Here is a 16,554-nt window from a genome sequence, read left to right on the forward strand (position 1 = left end):
CCTTATATTTAAAAAAAAAAAAACCCCCCCCCCCCCCCCCCCCCCAACAGGGGGGGTGTGCGCTGCGCAATCACCATGACATTACGTGGCGTCAGATGACTGTCGCAAAACTCGCCAACCTGCACCTCATAACCGCGCTCTTGCAAGTACATAGCCCGGTCCAGGACCAGCCACAACTCCAGCGGGCGGCGAAAAAGCCCGCGCACCAGTTCCAGGTTGCGGACCTGCGCCAAGCGTTGCCAACCCGCCGCTTCCAGCGCTTCCCAGTCTTCGGTGCCGGTTGTGGATAAGTTTTTCAGCGCCGCCAAGTCTTCGCAAAACTGGGCAAATGGCTTGCTCAACCAGGCACTGGGCAACGAGGGTGTGGATAAGTAGTCGTCACACTGGCGCAATCGACGCTGCAGCAGATCAAACCCCAAGCGCCGCGCCATCGATTCATCACGCTGACGCCGCACACGGCTGCCCGCGGTCACGGTTTCGCTCATCGGCAAGCTCAAGTCTTCCCGCGATAACACCAAAGGCGATGCCAAAGCCGCTGTGGATAACGCTTGATAGTGCGGCGCGCTGATGCGGTTGTAGCAGCACGGCGAAACCGCCAGTTGTGCACAGCCCGCGTCGCTGGCCAGTTGCAGCAGGCGAACATGCAAATCGCCGCAGGCATGCAAGGCCACAGGAGTCATGCCGGGTTGCAACTCAAGCGCAGCCTCAGCCGCCAACACGTCCTGCTGCACATGCCGGGCGTTAAGGTGATGACGCTGGCTCAGCACCTGGCCGGCCTCGACCAGCGCCGGGTCGTATTCCAGACATGTCAGTTGCTGCTCGGCAATCAAAAGCCGACGGCCCAAGTGCCCTTTGCCCGAGCACCAGTCCAGCCAGTGCGTCGGTGTGTGTTGAAAGCTCAGGCTTTGAGCAAACGCTTCGATTTGCTGCCATTTGCGTCCCGGCACGTCCACCTGCAAGCGCGAGGTGATAGGCGCAAGGGGCTGTATAGGCAAGCGCTCAAGGGCACAGAGGGCCAATGAGGTGGCGGCCCATTCGGTAAAAGGTGCGGGTGCGTCCAGCCACTGCGGCTGGTTGTGGCTGGCCTCGGCGTCTTGTAGCGAACGCTGGCGCAACCAGTGGGACAGTTCGGGATGTCGGGCTTCCCACGGCAGGTTCAGGTGCGTGAACGGCCGTGGGCGCCACAGGTGCTGGTGTTCACGTATAAACGTATCCAGCGCCTCAAAGCGGGCGAGCAGCGCCTCGCCCTTGAGGTTAACGGCCTTGGCAGGCATCGACGCGCAACCAGCGCTCCAGCAGTTTGAAACCCTGAATCAGCACGAACGACATGAGCAGGTAGATCACCCCGGCGATCAGGAACATGTCCACCGTCTGGTAGTTGCGGGCAATGATGGTGCGGGTCATGCCGGTCAGTTCCAGCAAGGTCACGGTACTCGCCAGCGAGCTGGCCTTGAGCATCAGGATCACTTCGTTGCTGTAGGCGGGCAGGCCGATGCGGGCGGCGCGCGGCAGTATGATGTGCAACAGGGTTTTGCCGCGTGACATCCCCAAGGCACGGGCGGCTTCGATTTCACCTGGCGGAATTGCCTGGATCGCACCGCGCAGGATCTCGGCAATGTACGCAGCGGTGTGCAGCGTCATGGTCAGCACCGCGCACCAGAATGGATCGCGCAAGTACGGCCAAAACACGCTCTCACGTACCGTTTCAAACTGCCCCAGCCCGTAATAGACCAGAAACAACTGGATCAGCAGCGGCGTCCCGCGAAAGAAAAAGATGTAGCCATAAGGCAATGAACGCACGTACCACAGCTTGGAGGAGCGGGCGATGCCCAGCGGAATGGCCACGATCAAGCCGGCGAGTACCGACAGGGCCGTCAGTTCCAGCGTCAGGGTCGCGCCCTGGATCAGCTTGGGCAGCCACTTGATGAAGAGTTCCCACACCAGCATTACGTTCTCCTCACGAAGCCGCGTGCGGCGCGTTTTTCAAGCACATGCATCGTGCCCATGGCCAATACCGTCAGGCCCAGGTACATCACGGCTGCCACCATGTAGAAGGTGAAAGGGTGTTTGGCGAAGGTCACGGCGTTTTGTGCCTGACGCATGATTTCTTCCAGCCCGATGACCGAGACCAGCGCGGTGTCTTTCATCAGGATCATGAATAAGTTGCCCAGACCGGGGAGGGCGATCCGCCACATTTGTGGCAGCACCAGCTTGGTGAAAATACGCGGTTTGGACAGGCCCAATGCCAGGCCCGCTTCGCGATGGCCCTTGGGGATGGCCAGGATGGCGCCACGAAACACTTCGGTCGCATACGCGCCAAAGCACAGGCCAAGCGCAATAACGCCCGCGGCAAAGGCGCTGAGCGTGAGGTTGGGGATACCAAAAAACTCGCCCAAGGCACGCACCGCATTGACGCTGCCGAAGTAAATCAGCAACACCCATAGCAGTTCGGGAACGCCGCGAACCAGTGTGGAATATGTACCGCCAAGCCATTTGAGCGGCTTGTACGGCGAAGTTTTGGCCAATGCACCAAGCAGGCCGAGCACCAGGCCCAGACACAGCGCAGTGAGTGCCAGTTTGACGGTCATCAGTGCACCAGCGGCAAGCGCCGGACCGAATCCGTATAAGTCGATAGTCATGGGTTAGGCAGGCTTTGCTAGGGACCGGCGCAGCCTTGCGGCGCGCCGGTCAGGCAGGTCAGTAAATGCTGAACGGGAAGTACTTGTCGTTGATCTTTTTGTAGGTGCCGTCGTCAACGATTTCTTTAAGCGCACCGTTCAATTTGTCTTTGAGTACGGTGTTGCCTTTTTTCAGCGAGATGCCGACTTTGTCGTCATCGTTTACAGGCTCGCCCTTGAACTCGTAAGGCTGGCCGTCTTTGCTCTTGAGCCAGTCAAAGTTGGCGTACTTGTCAGCCAGCAGGGCGTCGACACGACCGGCAACCAGGTCAGCGTAGGCGTTCTCCTGAGTGTCATAGAGCTTGAGCGTGATGTCGCTGCCCAGGTTGTCTTCCAGCCAGGTTGCAGCCTGAGTGGCACGCTGGGTACCGATGGTCTTGCCCTTGAGGTCAGCCTTGTCGGTTTTGAAATCGACATTTTTAGGCGCGATGAACTGCTGCTTGTTGGAGTAGTACGGGTTGGTGAAGTCGACCGCTTCCAGGCGCTCCGGGGTGATCGATTGCGACGACACCACGAAGTCGAACTTGCCGGCGATCAGCGACGGAATGATGCCGTCCCAGTCCGAGGTCACGATGGTGCAATCAGCCTTCATTTTTGCGCACAGGGCCATGGCGATATCAGGGTCGAAACCCACGACTTCACCGCTGGCGTTCTTGTTGTTGAACGGAGGGTAAGCCCCTTCGATCCCCACGGTGTACTTATCAACAGCCAAGGCATTAGCACTGAACACCAGGGTGGCGGCAGCAGCCAGGAGAAGTTTTTTATAGTTCTGCATTCGTATTGCTCCGTTAGCGATTGCTGGACATGAATTGTTTGCAGCGCGCTGAGACCGGGTTGTCGAACACCTGGTCAGGCGATCCTTGCTCTTCGATCAGGCCTTGGTGCAAAAACACGACTTCACTGGACACCTGACGGGCAAAGCCCATTTCGTGGGTGACCATGAGCATAGTGCGGCCTTCTTCGGCGAGCGCGCGGATCACACTAAGTACTTCCTGGACCATTTCTGGGTCAAGTGCCGAGGTGGGCTCATCGAACAGAATGACTTTAGGTTGCATGGCCAGCGTGCGGGCGATGGCGGCACGTTGCTGCTGGCCACCGGACAACTCCGAAGGGTAGGCATGGCGCTTTTGCGCGATGCCTACCTTGGCCAGTAGCGCTTCTGCCACTTCGATGGCTTCGGCCTTGCTCTGGCCCAGCACGCGGCGTGGTGCCTCGATGACGTTATCGAGGATGGTCATGTGCGGCCACAGATTAAAGTTTTGAAACACAAAACCCAGTTCGCTGCGCATGCGATTAATCTGTTTGCCATCGGCGGCAACCAGCTCGCCGGTCTTGGCTTTCTTGAGTTTGAGCTCTTCGCCAGCCACGAGGATCTGACCCTCGTGCGGATTTTCCAACAGGTTGATACAGCGCAGCAGAGTGGATTTGCCGGAACCGGAAGAACCCAGGATCGAGATCACGTCGCCGTCGCGTGCGGTCAGCGAGATACCTTTGAGTACCTCAAGCTCGCCGTAGCGTTTATGCAAATTGCGGATTTCAAGCGCGGGCGTGGCCAAAGCCATGTGCGGTCCTCATTGTGTTCGGGTGCGATCCTGCTATTGGGCGGCCTTCCTGGCGAGGGCCAAGCTAGCATAGGGTTGCCAAGGCAACCAGCCGCACCACCAGCACAAAAGGCAAGAGGGTGTTTGTTTGTCGCATCGCGATAGAAGACTGTCGCGCCGACAACAACCAAGCCCCGTATTGTGCCGTTCGGCCAGACAGGTGTCGCGTAAAAAAGGTCGCGATGTTGCCAGTTTTGGCCCTCTGTTGGAAGCACGAACCTACTAAAGGTCATTCATGCGCACCGGTTTGGGGCTGCGTGAGTAGATTTGGTTTTTTTTGGTGCGCGACGTAGCCTGTAACTGAGTGTTACGGTAACAAATAAGCAAAAAGCCATTACTCTCAACAGGTTACAAATTCTCCGCAATTGCCTTGCAGCCCGCGGAAACCGTGCACCTGTCACATTTTGGCTCAGTTATTGCGTAAATAATTCTAAACGCCCCGTTGGTTACTTTTTACGAAGGTAATAAATGAGGCGCTCGGAATGGCTTTCACTGCAAAGGTAGTCCCAATGAGCAATACACAAACCTCTAACGGCCTGGAGCAAGGGCTCAAGCCGCGGCATGTGACCATGCTGTCTATCGCGGGGGTCATCGGTGCCGGCTTGTTCGTCGGCTCGGGGCACGCGATCGCCCAGGCGGGTCCTGCCGTGCTGCTGGCCTACGCCGCAGCGGGTACGTTAGTGGTGTTGGTGATGCGCATGCTGGCCGAAATGGCCGTTGCCTCGCCGGACACCGGTTCGTTTTCCACCTACGCCGACCGTGCCATCGGGCACTGGGCCGGTTTCACTATCGGTTGGTTGTACTGGTGGTTCTGGGTGCTGGTTATCCCACTGGAAGCGGTGGCGGCAGGTACCATTCTGCATGCCTGGTTCCCGGGCGTGGAGATCTGGGTATTTACCCTGGTCATCACCTTGCTGCTGACCATCACCAACCTGTTCAGCGTCAAGAACTACGGCGAGTTCGAGTTCTGGTTTGCGCTGATCAAAGTGCTGGCGATCGTGGGCTTCATTGTGTTGGGCGCGCTGGCGATCTTCGGCGTACTGCCGACCAGCGGTGTCAGCGGCGTTTCGCATCTGGTCGACACCGTCGGCTTTATGCCCAACGGCATCGGCGCCGTGTTGGCGGCCATGCTGACCACCATGTTCTCGTTCATGGGCACTGAAATCGTCACCATCGCGGCGGCGGAATCCAAAGACCCAAGCAAGCAAATCACCAAGGCCACCAACTCGGTGATCTGGCGGATTGGCTTGTTCTACCTGGTGTCGATCTTCATCGTAGTGGCTCTGGTGCCTTGGAATGATCCAAGCCTGGCCAGCGTCGGTTCCTACCAGACTGCACTCGTCAGCATGGGTATCCCGAATGCCAAGTTGATCGTGGATATCGTGGTGTTGATCGCTGTGACCAGCTGCCTGAACTCGGCGCTGTATACCGCTTCGCGGATGCTTTTCTCCCTGAGCAAACGCGGTGACGCACCGGCGGCTGCCAAGCGCACCAATGCCAGCGGCACCCCTTACTGGGCGGTCATGATGTCCACCGGCGCAGCCTTCGTGGCGGTGTTCGCCAACTATGTAGCGCCCGCGGCGGTGTTCGAGTTCCTGCTCGCCAGCTCCGGCGCCATCGCGCTGCTGGTGTACCTGGTGATCGCGGTGTCGCAATTGCGCATGCGCAAAAAACGCACCGAAAAGGGCGAGAAAATCGAGTTCAAAATGTGGCTGTTCCCGGGCCTGACCTGGGCGGTGATCGTGTTCATCGTGGCCATTTTGACCATCATGCTGTTCCAGCCAGAGCACCAGGCCGAAATCATGGCCACCGGCTTGCTGAGCATCCTGGTCGTGGCGGCGGGCCTGCTGGTCACACGTCGTCGCAGCGCCGAGAAAACGGGGGCATCGGTACTTAACTGAGGCCAGGACGGCCGTACAGTTATGTCCAAAATAAAGGCCGCCCTCTGCTCAGAGGGCGGCCTTTTTTGTTGTGGTTGAAAGCTAGTCGATTTTAGGCACTGTGAAGCGGAATTCGCTGCCTTCACCCACGGTGCTTTCGGCCAGCAGTTGGCCGCCGTGGGCGTTGATGATGCCTTGGGAGATATACAGCCCGAGGCCCGTGCCAGAGGTGTTGCCTTCTTTGGCCGTCCAGTAGCGATCGAAGATATGCGGCAGTTGATCGGCGGGGATGCCTTTGCCCGAGTCGCGCACGCTGAACACAATGTCATCACCGTTGGACAGGGCCGCTACGACGATCTTGCCCTGCGCCGGAGTGAACTTGATCGCGTTGCTGATCAAGTTGGACAGCACCTGGAACAAGCGTTCCGGGTCGGCGTGGATGCGCAGGTCAGGCTCTGCATGAAAGCTCAGCTCAACGGCCTTTTCCGTCGCCAGTGGCATCAGCAAGGACAGCGCTTCCTCAAAAATCTGCGTCACGTCCAGGGCTTGTGCCGAGATGGTGTAGCGGCCGGCTTCGATCTTGGATGTGTCGAGCAGGTCTTCCAGCAGGATGTTCATGCGGCTGCTGGCCTGCTGCATGGTGTCGATGGCCGTGGTGATGCGCCGGGACGCATGTGAGCCGTCGCTGCTGAAGGTTTTTTGCATCATCCCGCAGAGCATCGAGATGATCGTCATGGGGTTGCGCAAGTCATGGGACACCACGGCCACCAGTTCGTCGCGCGCACGCACCGCTTGCTGCTCGCGATGCACCTGGCGGGCCAGATCGTTTTCCAGCGCTGAGCGTCTCAGGTCGTTGGCGGCGAACAGGTCACCGTGGCTCCATTTGGTCGAAATGCCGTCCATCTCGACTTTCCACAACTCGAACGAGGTGCGAGGGCTCAGGCGCATGCCTGATGCGCTCGGCTCCAGGTTGAGCGGCTTTCTGGGGTCGCCGCTCCAGGGAATGCTTTCTTTGACCTCGGTACGAAACCACAGCACGGCATTGTCGACAGGCTTGGGCAGGCTCATGGCCAACAGGCCGCTGGCAGTGTCCTTGTAGGCCTGTGCAGGGGCATATAGCTGCGAGAGGTTATGGGTGGAAAACACCGGCGCGTCGCTGTGCTTGAGCCACTGGTACAGGTCACGAATCTGCTCGGGCTTGGGGCATTGGCCATAGCGGTGCAGCACGTTGTCTTCCAGGATGGCCACGCCGCTGGCTTGTGTCAGTTCCATGAGCACTTTGTGTTCTTGGGCCAAGCCATCGAACACGTTATCGGGGCCCTGCACCATAGCGTTGTTGAGGCGGACCAATGCCTCCATTTTCGCTTCACGCTGGCGGTTGATCTCCAGGGTTTGCAAGGCGCTGATTTGCAGCGACAGTACCTGGCCAATGGTCTGGCACGCCATGCGCAACTCGTGAGGCACATGCAGCGGCGTGCGGTGGCCGCAACTGATCAAGCCCCACAGACGCTCGCCATCCATCAACGAAATACTCATGGACGACAGCACGCCCATGTTCTTCATGTATTGGCAATGAATCGGCGACACGCTGCGTAGCGTTGCCCCGCTCAGATCCAGCGGTTGCTGCGTGTCAGGGCGTAAGCGTGGCACCAGCTCAACCGGTGTGTAGTCGGCATTGGGGATGATGCGCAGCCAATGCGTGCGATACAGCTCTCGCGCTTGCTCCGGGATGTCAGAGGCGGGGAAGAACATGCCCTTGAACAGCTCCATCGACGGTGACGACGCTTCGGCAATCACCTGGCCGTGGCCTTCTTCTTGAAAGCGGTAAATCAGCACCCGGTCATAGCCGGTCAGTGCCTGAATCTCTTTGACACAAATGTCGTACAGCGCAGGCAGCGTCTTGGCGGCCTGCAGGCTTTGCAGCACGCGGCTCAGATTGCGGATCTTGGCCATGGTGCCCACCAACGCGGCCTCACCGGGTTTTAATTCAAGTTCCAGAATCAGCAGGTCGTGGTCGCGGTGCAGCAACCCTTCGTAGTGAACGCCCTGCAGTTGCAGCTCCAGCGGCGGGACATCAAGGTGCCCGGCCAGGCGCGCGGCTTGATCGACAGTGGCCGCTGCTTGCGGGCCGGTCAGCATCGACAGGGGCTGATTCAACAGCGCAGCGGGTGAAAGGCCGAACAGGGACTCGACGTTGGCACTGATTTGCTGGATATGCAGGTCCGGCTCGGACAGCGTCAGCAATACTCCGTGGGGCTGGATGGCGCCGGGAAAGCGAATTGGTTCGTCGGCGCAGTTGGCTAGCAACGTTTCAAAGGTTTCAGTGTCCAGCGGGTTCATAACAACACCTCCTGGCGTTCGAGCCAGCGCTCGAAACAGCTAAAAGTGGAACAGGCAGCGTCAACGGCTTCTGTGCGTCCTTGGGCATCCAGCGAAACGCCGCTCAGATATTCCAGAAAAGACTTCCAGTTGCGGCCGGTGGCTTCGCCATACACGTAAAGAAAAGCGCACCCGTTGCGGGCTTCCAGGCCCAGGTGTTCGGCGATTCGTTTACGCAGCACATTGCCGCCCAAGGTCGCCCCTTCAAGTACATACAACACCCCGAGCACGCGGCCCTGGCTGGTCAGTGCCGGCAGGGTCTCGCATCGCGCCAGTGCGCGGGTATCGATGTTCAGGGCCTGGAGATCCTGCTCCAGCGCGGGGGTCTTGAGCCTGGCGTGCAGATCAAAGCCTGGCGGGATCCATGCACTGTGTTTCAGTGCCTCTTCTATCGCCTGATAGAACCCGTAATAGGCTGCCAGTAAACGTGTGTAGAGCCCCAAATCAAGGCTATCCGAGAAAAACGGCAGGCGTTTTTCAAGTGCGACATGCAAGGTGTGAGTGCCAGAACGTAGCTCGGCCAGGACCGAAGGGAGAGGCGGGGTAGAAATGTCATGTGGCATGCGGTGTTTCGGGGCTCTCTGTGTGCGCTTATGAATAGGCGCTCATGATTGTTTGAATGCACCGAGTGTAAAAAGTGCAATTAATTTGCTAGCAGGTTAGCAGTTGGTTTTTTGTAAGAAGCGTCTTAACTGCACACAGGAACGTTTTTTTTGTCGACAGAGAGGTACTCATGCTCGAACTACGCCCCAGTTGCGAATGTTGTGATTTCGACCTGCCGGCAGACTCCGCCCAAGCCAGGATCTGCTCGTTCGAATGTACGTTTTGTGCGACATGTGTTGAGCAGAAACTGGGTGGAATTTGCCCTAACTGCGAGGGTGAATTGTTGCCGCGCCCACGCCGCCCCGCGAGCAAACTCACAAACAACCCGCCGTCAGCAGCACGGGTGTACAAGCCTGACGGGTGTTTTGCCCGGTGAGGTTTAAGCGCTAGAGGCCTCGATCAGCGCTTGCTCGCGGTCGAGCTCGGCGCGAAGTTCGTCCTCGGTCGGCAAAATAAGCGTGTATTTGCTGGCAAACAGTTGCTCATTGCCATTGAGTACCGAGTAGCGCACCACCGAGGCATCTTTTTGTGCGCACAAAATGATGCCCACCGTCGGGCAATCTTCGGCACCGCGCTTGAGGTCGTCATACAGGCGCACGTACATATCCATCTGGCCAATGTCCTGATGGGTCAACTCGCCGCGTTTCAAATCAAAGATCACAAAGCATTTGAGCAAGTAGTTGTAGAACACCAGGTCGACGTAAAAGTCTTTGCTCTCGGTGCTGATGCGCTGCTGGCGGGCAACGAAAGCAAAGCCTTTACCGAGCTCCAGCAAAAAGCCTTGCAGGTGATCGATCAAGGCTTGCTCCAACCCTGTCTCAAAAAGCCCGGTAACGGTGGGCATACCCAAAAATTCCAGCAGTACCGGGTCGCGCACAAATTCACGTGGGCTTTTATTCAGCGGCGCCACGTTGGCAGCGGCTTCTTGCTTGACTGCTGTGCGGTCCTGGCTGACCAACAACCGTTCGTAGTAAAGCGTACCGATCTGGCGCTCAAGCGCGCGGGTCGACCAATTAAGCGCGGCGCATTCGTTCATGTACCACTGGCGTGCGCTGTCGTTTTCAACGCGTAACAGTGTGCGGTAATGGGTCCAGCTCAATTCGTGACGCAGTGCGTCACACTTTGGAAAGGCCTGATAGAAAAGCCGCATGTAGCGAAGGTTGGACGTATCAAAGCCTTTTCCAAACTCGCGTGTCAGGGCTTTGGCCAGCGTTGGTAGCAGTTGCTTGCCATAGGCGGCGCGGGCAGCCCCGGCTTGTTCGTATTCGATGATATGCCGGCCCATGTGCCAGCAGGTGTGCACTTGCAGCGTATCAACAACGCGCAGGGCCTTTTGCCGTGCCTGGCGAATCAGTTCACCCAAAGAACACAGCAGGGGCGCTAAATCGGAGTCGCAAGGGACAGGTAGCGGAGGATTCATTGTTATTGCCGCGCATTGACCTAAAGAGCCAATGAGGATGTCACTGCCAATTCGTATTAGCTGTTGGTTTTTTGTGGGATATCTCTTTGATTTGACGGTGAAAATATTAGATTGGCGACTACCTCTGTAGGAGCGAGCTTGTCTCGCGATCTTTTGATCCTGGGATTCGCTCGTAGAGGCAGGGCGGGTGTTTACGCGTCAAGGATCAGCGAGTCGATCGTCGCTTTATCCGCGCGCAGGGCGTGACACAACAGAAAGGCTTGATGGGCGTCGAGTGAGCGGCGGGGTAAACGGAACCCGGCAGGCACGAAGCCTCCCGTGCCCAGCCGCCATAAAGTGATAGTTCAGGCTGTCGGTAGAGTCAAAAGCCCCTCACCCTAACCCTCTCCCGGAGGGAGAGGGAACTGATTGGGGGTTGCTGTGGATCTTTTTCGGCCAGAAAGTCCTTCGCCAAATCCCAAAGACAACGCGGTCAATTCCCTCTCTACGTGAGAGGGAATTGATTGGGGGTTGCTGTGGATCTTTTTCGGCCAGAAAGTCGTTTGCCAAATCCCAAAGACAACGCGGTCAATTCCCTCTCTACGTGAGAGGGAACTGATTGGGGGTTGCTGTGGATCTTTTTCGGCCAGAAAGTCGTTCACTGAATCCCAAAGACAACGCGGTCAGTCCCCTCTCCCTCCGGGAGAGGGCTAGGGTGAGGGCGCTTTAAAGGAGCACACCCGCCCCGGCATCCCCGCCGCCAATTCCCCCTGCAGCAACCATTGCAACGCAATCGGCCACAACGTGCCCTGAAACCGGCTATGGAAAAACGCGAAATGCCCAATGGCCGCTTCGCCGATTTCTTGTGGGTCTATGCGCAAGTGCGTACGCGGGCTGGCGCTGAAATGGCTCAGCAAGCGTTCAGTGGCATCGACCGTGCCGAAAGGATCGTCGCTGAGGCTGATGGCCAGGGTTTTGGCCGTTACCAACGTAAAGGGCAGGGCTGCCAGCATGCGTGCACTGGGCAGCCGTTCGTAGCGCGTGCCCAGGCCGCACCAGTCGTTAACCACGCCTGCTGGCGTGTCTTCCAGCCAGCCCAGGCGCTTACCCGGAAAGTAGCCACACAGCCGCGTCAGCAGCGGCATCGCCACATGCCATTTGGCGAGCATCTGCCAGCGCTGGTCAGGCGCATAGTCGCGCCAGTGCGCAAATTGCGCGCCCACCGTGACCACATGCCGTATCACCGCACCAGACGCTCCCAGCCCCGCTGCACAGCCGCCAAAGCTGTGCCCAACCACATCGATCGGCTGGCCTGGGAATTCGCGCTGTGCGCGCTTGAGCAGCGCCTCAAAGTCGAGTGTGCCCCAATCCGACCAGGAGGCCTTGAATCCGCGTAACGACCCGGTCCGGGACGCACCGATGCCACGGTAGTCAAACACCATCACATCCAGCCCATGGCTGAACAGATAATCGGCAAAGCGTGAGTAGTAGTTGCAGCGTACCGACGTCGCGGCGTTGATGATCACCACCGCGCGGGCGGGGTCAGGCGTCGCATGGCGCCACTCAATACCGCCCAGCACGTAACCGTCAGCCGCGGGCTCGGAAAATGCCCGGCTGACAGGTGGAGTCAGCGCTGCGGTCAGTGCGCGCTCCGGGCGTTGCGCTCTTGCAACACGCCTGAGGCGTCGACATAAGCCTTCTGGAACGCCGGGGATTCAATCCAGGCCACGGCACTGTCCTCGTCGTCACCATGGATGGCGATGCGGTACTCGATCAACAAGCCCATCAGGAAATCCGTAGCCGGCTCTTCTTCCTCTTCCGAGATCACCAACTCCAGCACCGGGTATTGCAAGAACACCGTGCACATCGTTTGCAGATTGATGGCTTCGGCAGACTTCATGACCTGGAACAAATCATCGTAATCAGCCGGGTCAAAGCCGTTGTCGAGGATGTCCTGGAAGTTGAACGTACTCAGGTCGATCTTGACGTCATCGAACGGGTGGTCGATCAGGCTGGTCGCCGACGTCTTGGCCGGCTTGCCGATGCGATTCTGCTTGGCTTTGGACTTGGCCCGCTGCGCATGCTTTTGCTGTTTTTTAGGCGATGACATTGAAAGGGTGTGTCCTTGCAGGCTGAAGAGAGGATTGAACCTCATCTCTTTGCAATCGCCAAGAGAGGTGGCGCTTACGGATAAAAATCGCGCGCAACAAAAAACCCGCACTAGGCGGGTTTTTTGTTTGCTTTGAGGTGGTGTGAACACCACATCAATGCTGAATGTGGTGCCCAGAGACGGAATCGAACCGCCGACACGGGGATTTTCAATCCCCTGCTCTACCGACTGAGCTATCTGGGCAACGGGGCGCATTAGAAGCTTTTTCCGAGGATCCGTCAAACACTTTTTTCAAAAAATTTTAATTATTACCGTCGCTTACGGACCAAACCCTTTAAAACCGGGGTTTATTCGCTCGGCGGAACGTAGCCTTCTGCTTTGGCATATTCTTCACCGCTGAAGAACTTATCCATCTCGCCCTGCAAATATTTTCGATCGTCGGCGTTCATCATGTTCAAACGCTTCTCGTTGATCAGCAATGTCTGGTGTTTTTGCCAGTCTGCCCAGGCTTTGGCCGAGACGTGGTCAAAAATGTCCTGGCCTTTGGCGCCAGGGAAGGGCGCGCGTTCGAGGGCGGGCAGTTCTTCTTTGTATTTGCGGCAGATGATGGTGCGGGTCATGAGGACTCTCCTGCGTGTATTAGGTCGGCTGCGCGTTTGAGCAGCTTCTTCACCGGGGCAGCAAGGCCCAGGCGAGGCGGGGTGGCGAGGTTATACCAGAGCCAGTCAGCCTCGGCCACGTGATGGCCAGACTCCTGGACGTGGATCAACCAGGGTTCGATGGCCAGTTGGAAATGGCTGAAGGTGTGGATCAGACCTGGCAGTTCGTGTTGCGCGCCCACTGCCAGTGAATGTTGCTGCGCCAGGGACTCAATGTCGGTGAAGTCGTCTAGCTCGGGCAGGCTCCACAGGCCGCCCCATATACCGGTCGATGGGCGGCGGTAGAGCAGAATTTCGCCTTGGGCGTTGGTCAGCAACGGCATCAACGTGCGCTTTTGCGGGATGGTCTTGCGCGGCTTGGGGACCGGGTAGCGGGTCTCCAGGCCGAGCATGTGCGCTTCGCAGTGGGTTTCCAGCGGGCACAACAGACAGCTGGGCTTGCTGCGGGTACACAGCGTGGCGCCCATGTCCATCATCGCCTGGGTGTAGGCGTTGACGCGTTCGTAGGGTGTAAAGCGCTCTGCGGTGGCCCACAGCTGTTTGGCCACTTTAGGTTCGCCCGGGTAGCCTTCTTGCGCGGTAAAGCGCGCCAGCACGCGTTTGACGTTGCCGTCGAGGATCGGTGCGCGCAGGCCCATGCTCAGGCTGGCAATCGCGCCGGCGGTGGACAGGCCGATGCCAGGCAGTTCCACCAGTTTTTCTAGGTCACGCGGGAATTCGCCGCCGTACTGCTCGACGACGATTTTCGCGGTTTTTTGCAAGTTGCGGGCGCGGGTGTAGTAACCCAGGCCGGTCCACAAATGCAGTACTTCGTCTTCAGGGGCTGCGGCCAGGGCTTCGACCGTTGGCAGTGAAGCCATGAACCGGTCGAAGTAGTTGAGCACGGTGCTGACCTGAGTCTGTTGCAACATGATTTCCGACACCCACACCCGGTAAGGGGTTATGCCCTGTTGCCAGGGCAAATCGTGGCGGCCGTGGCGGTCGTACCAATCCAGCACGGCACTGGCGAACTGCTCATCTCTCATCGTTTGAACAGCCCTTTGAGCGCGTCCTTGAGTTCAGGGCTGACTTTGTCACCGAGTTTCTCTTCAATTTTCTCGCTCAATTTGTTGCCGGCGGCTTTGACGGCGACCTTGCCCAAGCCTTCTTTATCCAGGCGGCAGGCCTTGGCGCCCAGTTCCAGCGGGCCACGGCAGCGCAATGGCAACGCAATGCCGACGAAGTTCTTGCCCACCTGGCAAGCCGGGTCCGGCATGGGGCGGGTGTCGCCTTCGATGGTGATACCGATGCGGTAGTCCATGCCCAGTACGCGCAGGTCGATGTCGCCATCGCCTTTGACGCTCAGGCCAGGGATGCGCACAACCAGGTCCTGGTTGCTGGCCACGCCGTTACGGAACACCAGGCTGCCCTTGAGCTCGTTGAATGGCGTGTCTTTGCCCAGCGGAGCGCCGCTCAGGGTTTTGCGGTTGAGGGTGGAGATGGCTTTGCACAGTTGCTGTTCAATGTTGGCGTTGAGCAGCACGCCATTGTTGAGGGCGAAACTGGCGGTGCCGTTGAGGCTTTGAATCAGCGCGCTCTGGCTATTGCCGCTCGCGGTGATGTTGCTGTTGAGGGTCAACAGGCCAGTCACAGGTGAGTTCTGGCCCTGGCTTTGGAGGATTTTCTCAACCGGCACGTTGCTGATGCGGGTTTGCAGCTTGACCAGCGGCAAGATCGGCTGCACATCCAGGCTGCCGTTGGCGGCAAAGGTGCCTTTGAAGAGGCTGCCGCTCAGGTTCTCAAGGGTCAGCACACCGGCCTTGCTGGTGGCCTTGAGCGCAGCATTCTGAATCGGCAGTTTGCTGAGGGTCAGTTGACCAAAGCTGATGTCGGCGTCCAGGTCCAGGGTTTTGAGGTGGGCAACGGGGATCAGCTTGCTCGTGCTCCAACCGCTTTTGGTCGGCGCATCTGGCAGCGGGCTGTCGCCTGATCCGGCCAGGGCACTGTCTTCGCTGCCTTTGACTTCAGCCTGGCGTGCGGCTTTGGCGCCGTTGGCCTCGGCCGATTTAGGCGGCAGGTAGCGATCGGCATCGAACGTGTCGCCTTTGAGCTGAATACGCAGGGCTTGCTTGGCGAAGTCTTCTACGGCGATGCGGCCGCTGAAGGTGCTGTCGTCGAGACTCAGCTTGAGGTCGTCAAAGCTCACGCTGTTGGGTGTGCCCGTGAGTTGGGTGACCAGTTCGAACTTGCTCAGGCTGCCTGGCGCCATGGCGGGCAGGGTCTGGCCGATGCTGTCGAGGAATTTGGCCAGGTCGAGCTGGGCAATCGACAGGCCGCCGCTGATTTGCGGGGTTTTGTCGAGGCTGTTGGCCTTGAGTTCACCGAGGGCGCGCAGCTGGTTGGCAGAAATCTTGAGGCTGCTCCATTCGGCGACGTTCGCAGCCAGATCCACCAACAGTTGGCCCGAAGCGGAGAAGTTTACGGTTTTGCCTTGCAGCGGCTCACCCGAGGCTTCGCCCAGAATTTTCATGTCTTCGAACTGATAGCGCTTGAGCACGCGGTCAAAGCGCAGCTTGCCGTCGAGCTCGGTCTTGACCCGCATCACAGGCTGGTTGCTGCCCAAAAAGGCGGTCAATTTGACCGGGATGCTGGTGGCTTCGTGAACCGGGCCGGTGCTCAGTTGGATACTCTCGGCGCTGAATTGCTTACCGGTTTGCTCATCGCTGTATTCAACGCGAGCGTTGTTCACGGTCAGGCTGTCGATGTCGAGCTTGATCGGCTGGCTGGTAGCCTCCGAAGGGGGGCTGGCAGGTTTGGTACCGTCCGTTGCAACGGTCCCTTTGCCGGCAGCGTCTGGCGCTGGCTTGCCAATGTCTTCCCAGTTGCCGCGACCGTCTTTATCGCGGGTCAGGTGCAGGTTCAGGCCTTCGACCCGAACGTCGCTCATTTGCACTTCTTTGCGCAGCAGCGGCAGGACGCGTACCGACAGACCCAGCATTTGCAGGTCGGCAAACGGCTGATCGGGGGCTGTCAGGGTCGCCACGCTGGCGTCGTGCAGTTCCAGGCCAAGCCACGGGAAGAGGCTCCAGCCGATGTCGCCATTGAGAGTCAGCTCAATGTGGGCTTTGTCACGGGCTATCTGACGGATCTCGTCTTTGTAATCGTTGGGATCGAACAGGTGGCTCAGGGCAAAGCCCAGCGCCACGATGATCAGCAACAATCCGAGAACCACCAGACCCAGGATTTTGCCGAACGCTTTCATGGGC

15 protein-coding genes and 1 tRNA gene are annotated in these 16,554 nt (G+C 58.5%); 2 read left to right on the forward strand and 14 right to left on the reverse strand.

Features of this window, described 5'->3' with window-relative positions; all coding sequences use genetic code 11:
• Positions 1–8: 8 nt before the first annotated feature.
• From NTD86_RS01080 to NTD86_RS01100, 5 genes are read right to left on the reverse strand one after another with little or no spacing between them, the layout of a single operon-like run.
• Complete coding sequence (locus tag NTD86_RS01080) at positions 9–1,274, reverse strand: SAM-dependent methyltransferase (protein WP_262200293.1); 1,266 nt, start codon at positions 1,272–1,274, stop codon at positions 9–11.
• Positions 1,255–1,947: an ABC transporter permease gene (locus NTD86_RS01085; RefSeq protein ID WP_410016932.1), complete on the reverse strand. Its 693-nt coding sequence runs from the start codon at positions 1,945–1,947 to the stop codon at positions 1,255–1,257. The genes NTD86_RS01080 and NTD86_RS01085 overlap by 20 nt, the downstream gene beginning before the upstream one ends.
• Positions 1,947–2,639 carry an ABC transporter permease gene (locus tag NTD86_RS01090; protein ID WP_262200294.1) on the reverse strand — a complete coding sequence of 231 codons (693 nt, stop codon included), beginning with the start codon at positions 2,637–2,639 and terminating at the stop codon, positions 1,947–1,949. The genes NTD86_RS01085 and NTD86_RS01090 overlap by 1 nt, the downstream gene beginning before the upstream one ends.
• A gap of 58 nt (positions 2,640–2,697) precedes the next feature.
• Positions 2,698–3,453, reverse strand: coding sequence for a transporter substrate-binding domain-containing protein (locus NTD86_RS01095; RefSeq protein WP_262200295.1), 756 nt, complete (start codon positions 3,451–3,453; stop codon positions 2,698–2,700).
• Positions 3,454–3,466: 13 nt separating this feature from the next.
• Positions 3,467–4,240, reverse strand: a complete 774-nt coding sequence (locus NTD86_RS01100; protein ID WP_262200296.1) for an ABC transporter ATP-binding protein — start codon at positions 4,238–4,240, stop codon at positions 3,467–3,469.
• A 548-nt stretch (positions 4,241–4,788) separates the two neighbouring features.
• Between NTD86_RS01100 and gabP the strand changes: the two genes are divergently transcribed.
• Positions 4,789–6,180, forward strand: a complete 1,392-nt coding sequence (gabP, locus tag NTD86_RS01105; RefSeq protein ID WP_262200297.1) for a GABA permease — start codon at positions 4,789–4,791, stop codon at positions 6,178–6,180.
• An 81-nt stretch (positions 6,181–6,261) separates the two neighbouring features.
• Here the strand turns inward: gabP and NTD86_RS01110 are convergent, their stop codons facing one another.
• Together NTD86_RS01110 and NTD86_RS01115 are read right to left on the reverse strand one after the other, a co-directional pair.
• Entirely contained in the window at positions 6,262–8,499 is a 2,238-nt protein-coding gene (locus NTD86_RS01110; RefSeq protein WP_262200298.1) for an ATP-binding protein, read from the reverse strand.
• The gene (locus NTD86_RS01115) at positions 8,496–9,101 is read right to left on the reverse strand and encodes a biliverdin-producing heme oxygenase (RefSeq protein WP_262200299.1); all 606 of its coding nucleotides are present in this window, start codon (positions 9,099–9,101) and stop codon (positions 8,496–8,498) included. Before NTD86_RS01115 ends, NTD86_RS01110 begins: the two co-directional genes overlap by 4 nt.
• Before the next feature lie 170 nt (positions 9,102–9,271).
• Between NTD86_RS01115 and NTD86_RS01120 the strand changes: the two genes are divergently transcribed.
• Positions 9,272–9,517, forward strand: coding sequence for a DUF1272 domain-containing protein (locus NTD86_RS01120; protein ID WP_262200300.1), 246 nt, complete (start codon positions 9,272–9,274; stop codon positions 9,515–9,517).
• A gap of 3 nt (positions 9,518–9,520) precedes the next feature.
• On the opposite strand, the gene NTD86_RS01125 is transcribed toward NTD86_RS01120, so the two are convergent.
• The 7 genes from NTD86_RS01125 to NTD86_RS01155 all read right to left on the reverse strand — a co-directional run bounded on the left by NTD86_RS01125 (position 9,521) and on the right by NTD86_RS01155 (position 16,550).
• Positions 9,521–10,561, reverse strand: a complete 1,041-nt coding sequence (locus tag NTD86_RS01125) for a YhcG family protein (protein ID WP_262200301.1) — start codon at positions 10,559–10,561, stop codon at positions 9,521–9,523.
• 689 nt (positions 10,562–11,250) lie between these two features.
• Positions 11,251–12,120 carry an alpha/beta fold hydrolase gene (locus NTD86_RS01130; protein ID WP_262200302.1) on the reverse strand — a complete coding sequence of 290 codons (870 nt, stop codon included), beginning with the start codon at positions 12,118–12,120 and terminating at the stop codon, positions 11,251–11,253.
• A 59-nt stretch (positions 12,121–12,179) separates the two neighbouring features.
• A complete protein-coding gene (locus tag NTD86_RS01135) occupies positions 12,180–12,650 on the reverse strand; it encodes a hypothetical protein (protein ID WP_262200303.1) in 471 nt (156 codons plus the stop codon).
• Between the two features lie 167 nt (positions 12,651–12,817).
• Positions 12,818–12,893: transfer RNA gene (locus NTD86_RS01140), tRNA-Phe, on the reverse strand.
• A gap of 104 nt (positions 12,894–12,997) precedes the next feature.
• The gene (locus NTD86_RS01145) at positions 12,998–13,270 is read right to left on the reverse strand and encodes an oxidative damage protection protein (protein WP_262200304.1); all 273 of its coding nucleotides are present in this window, start codon (positions 13,268–13,270) and stop codon (positions 12,998–13,000) included.
• Positions 13,267–14,334 carry an A/G-specific adenine glycosylase gene (mutY, locus tag NTD86_RS01150; RefSeq protein WP_262200305.1) on the reverse strand — a complete coding sequence of 356 codons (1,068 nt, stop codon included), beginning with the start codon at positions 14,332–14,334 and terminating at the stop codon, positions 13,267–13,269. The genes NTD86_RS01145 and mutY overlap by 4 nt, the downstream gene beginning before the upstream one ends.
• Entirely contained in the window at positions 14,331–16,550 is a 2,220-nt protein-coding gene (locus NTD86_RS01155; RefSeq protein ID WP_262200306.1) for an AsmA family protein, read from the reverse strand. Before NTD86_RS01155 ends, mutY begins: the two co-directional genes overlap by 4 nt.
• Positions 16,551–16,554 lie beyond the last annotated feature (4 nt).

This window comes from Pseudomonas sp. 7P_10.2_Bac1, assembly GCF_025465935.1.
Lineage (GTDB): Bacteria > Pseudomonadota > Gammaproteobacteria > Pseudomonadales > Pseudomonadaceae > Aquipseudomonas.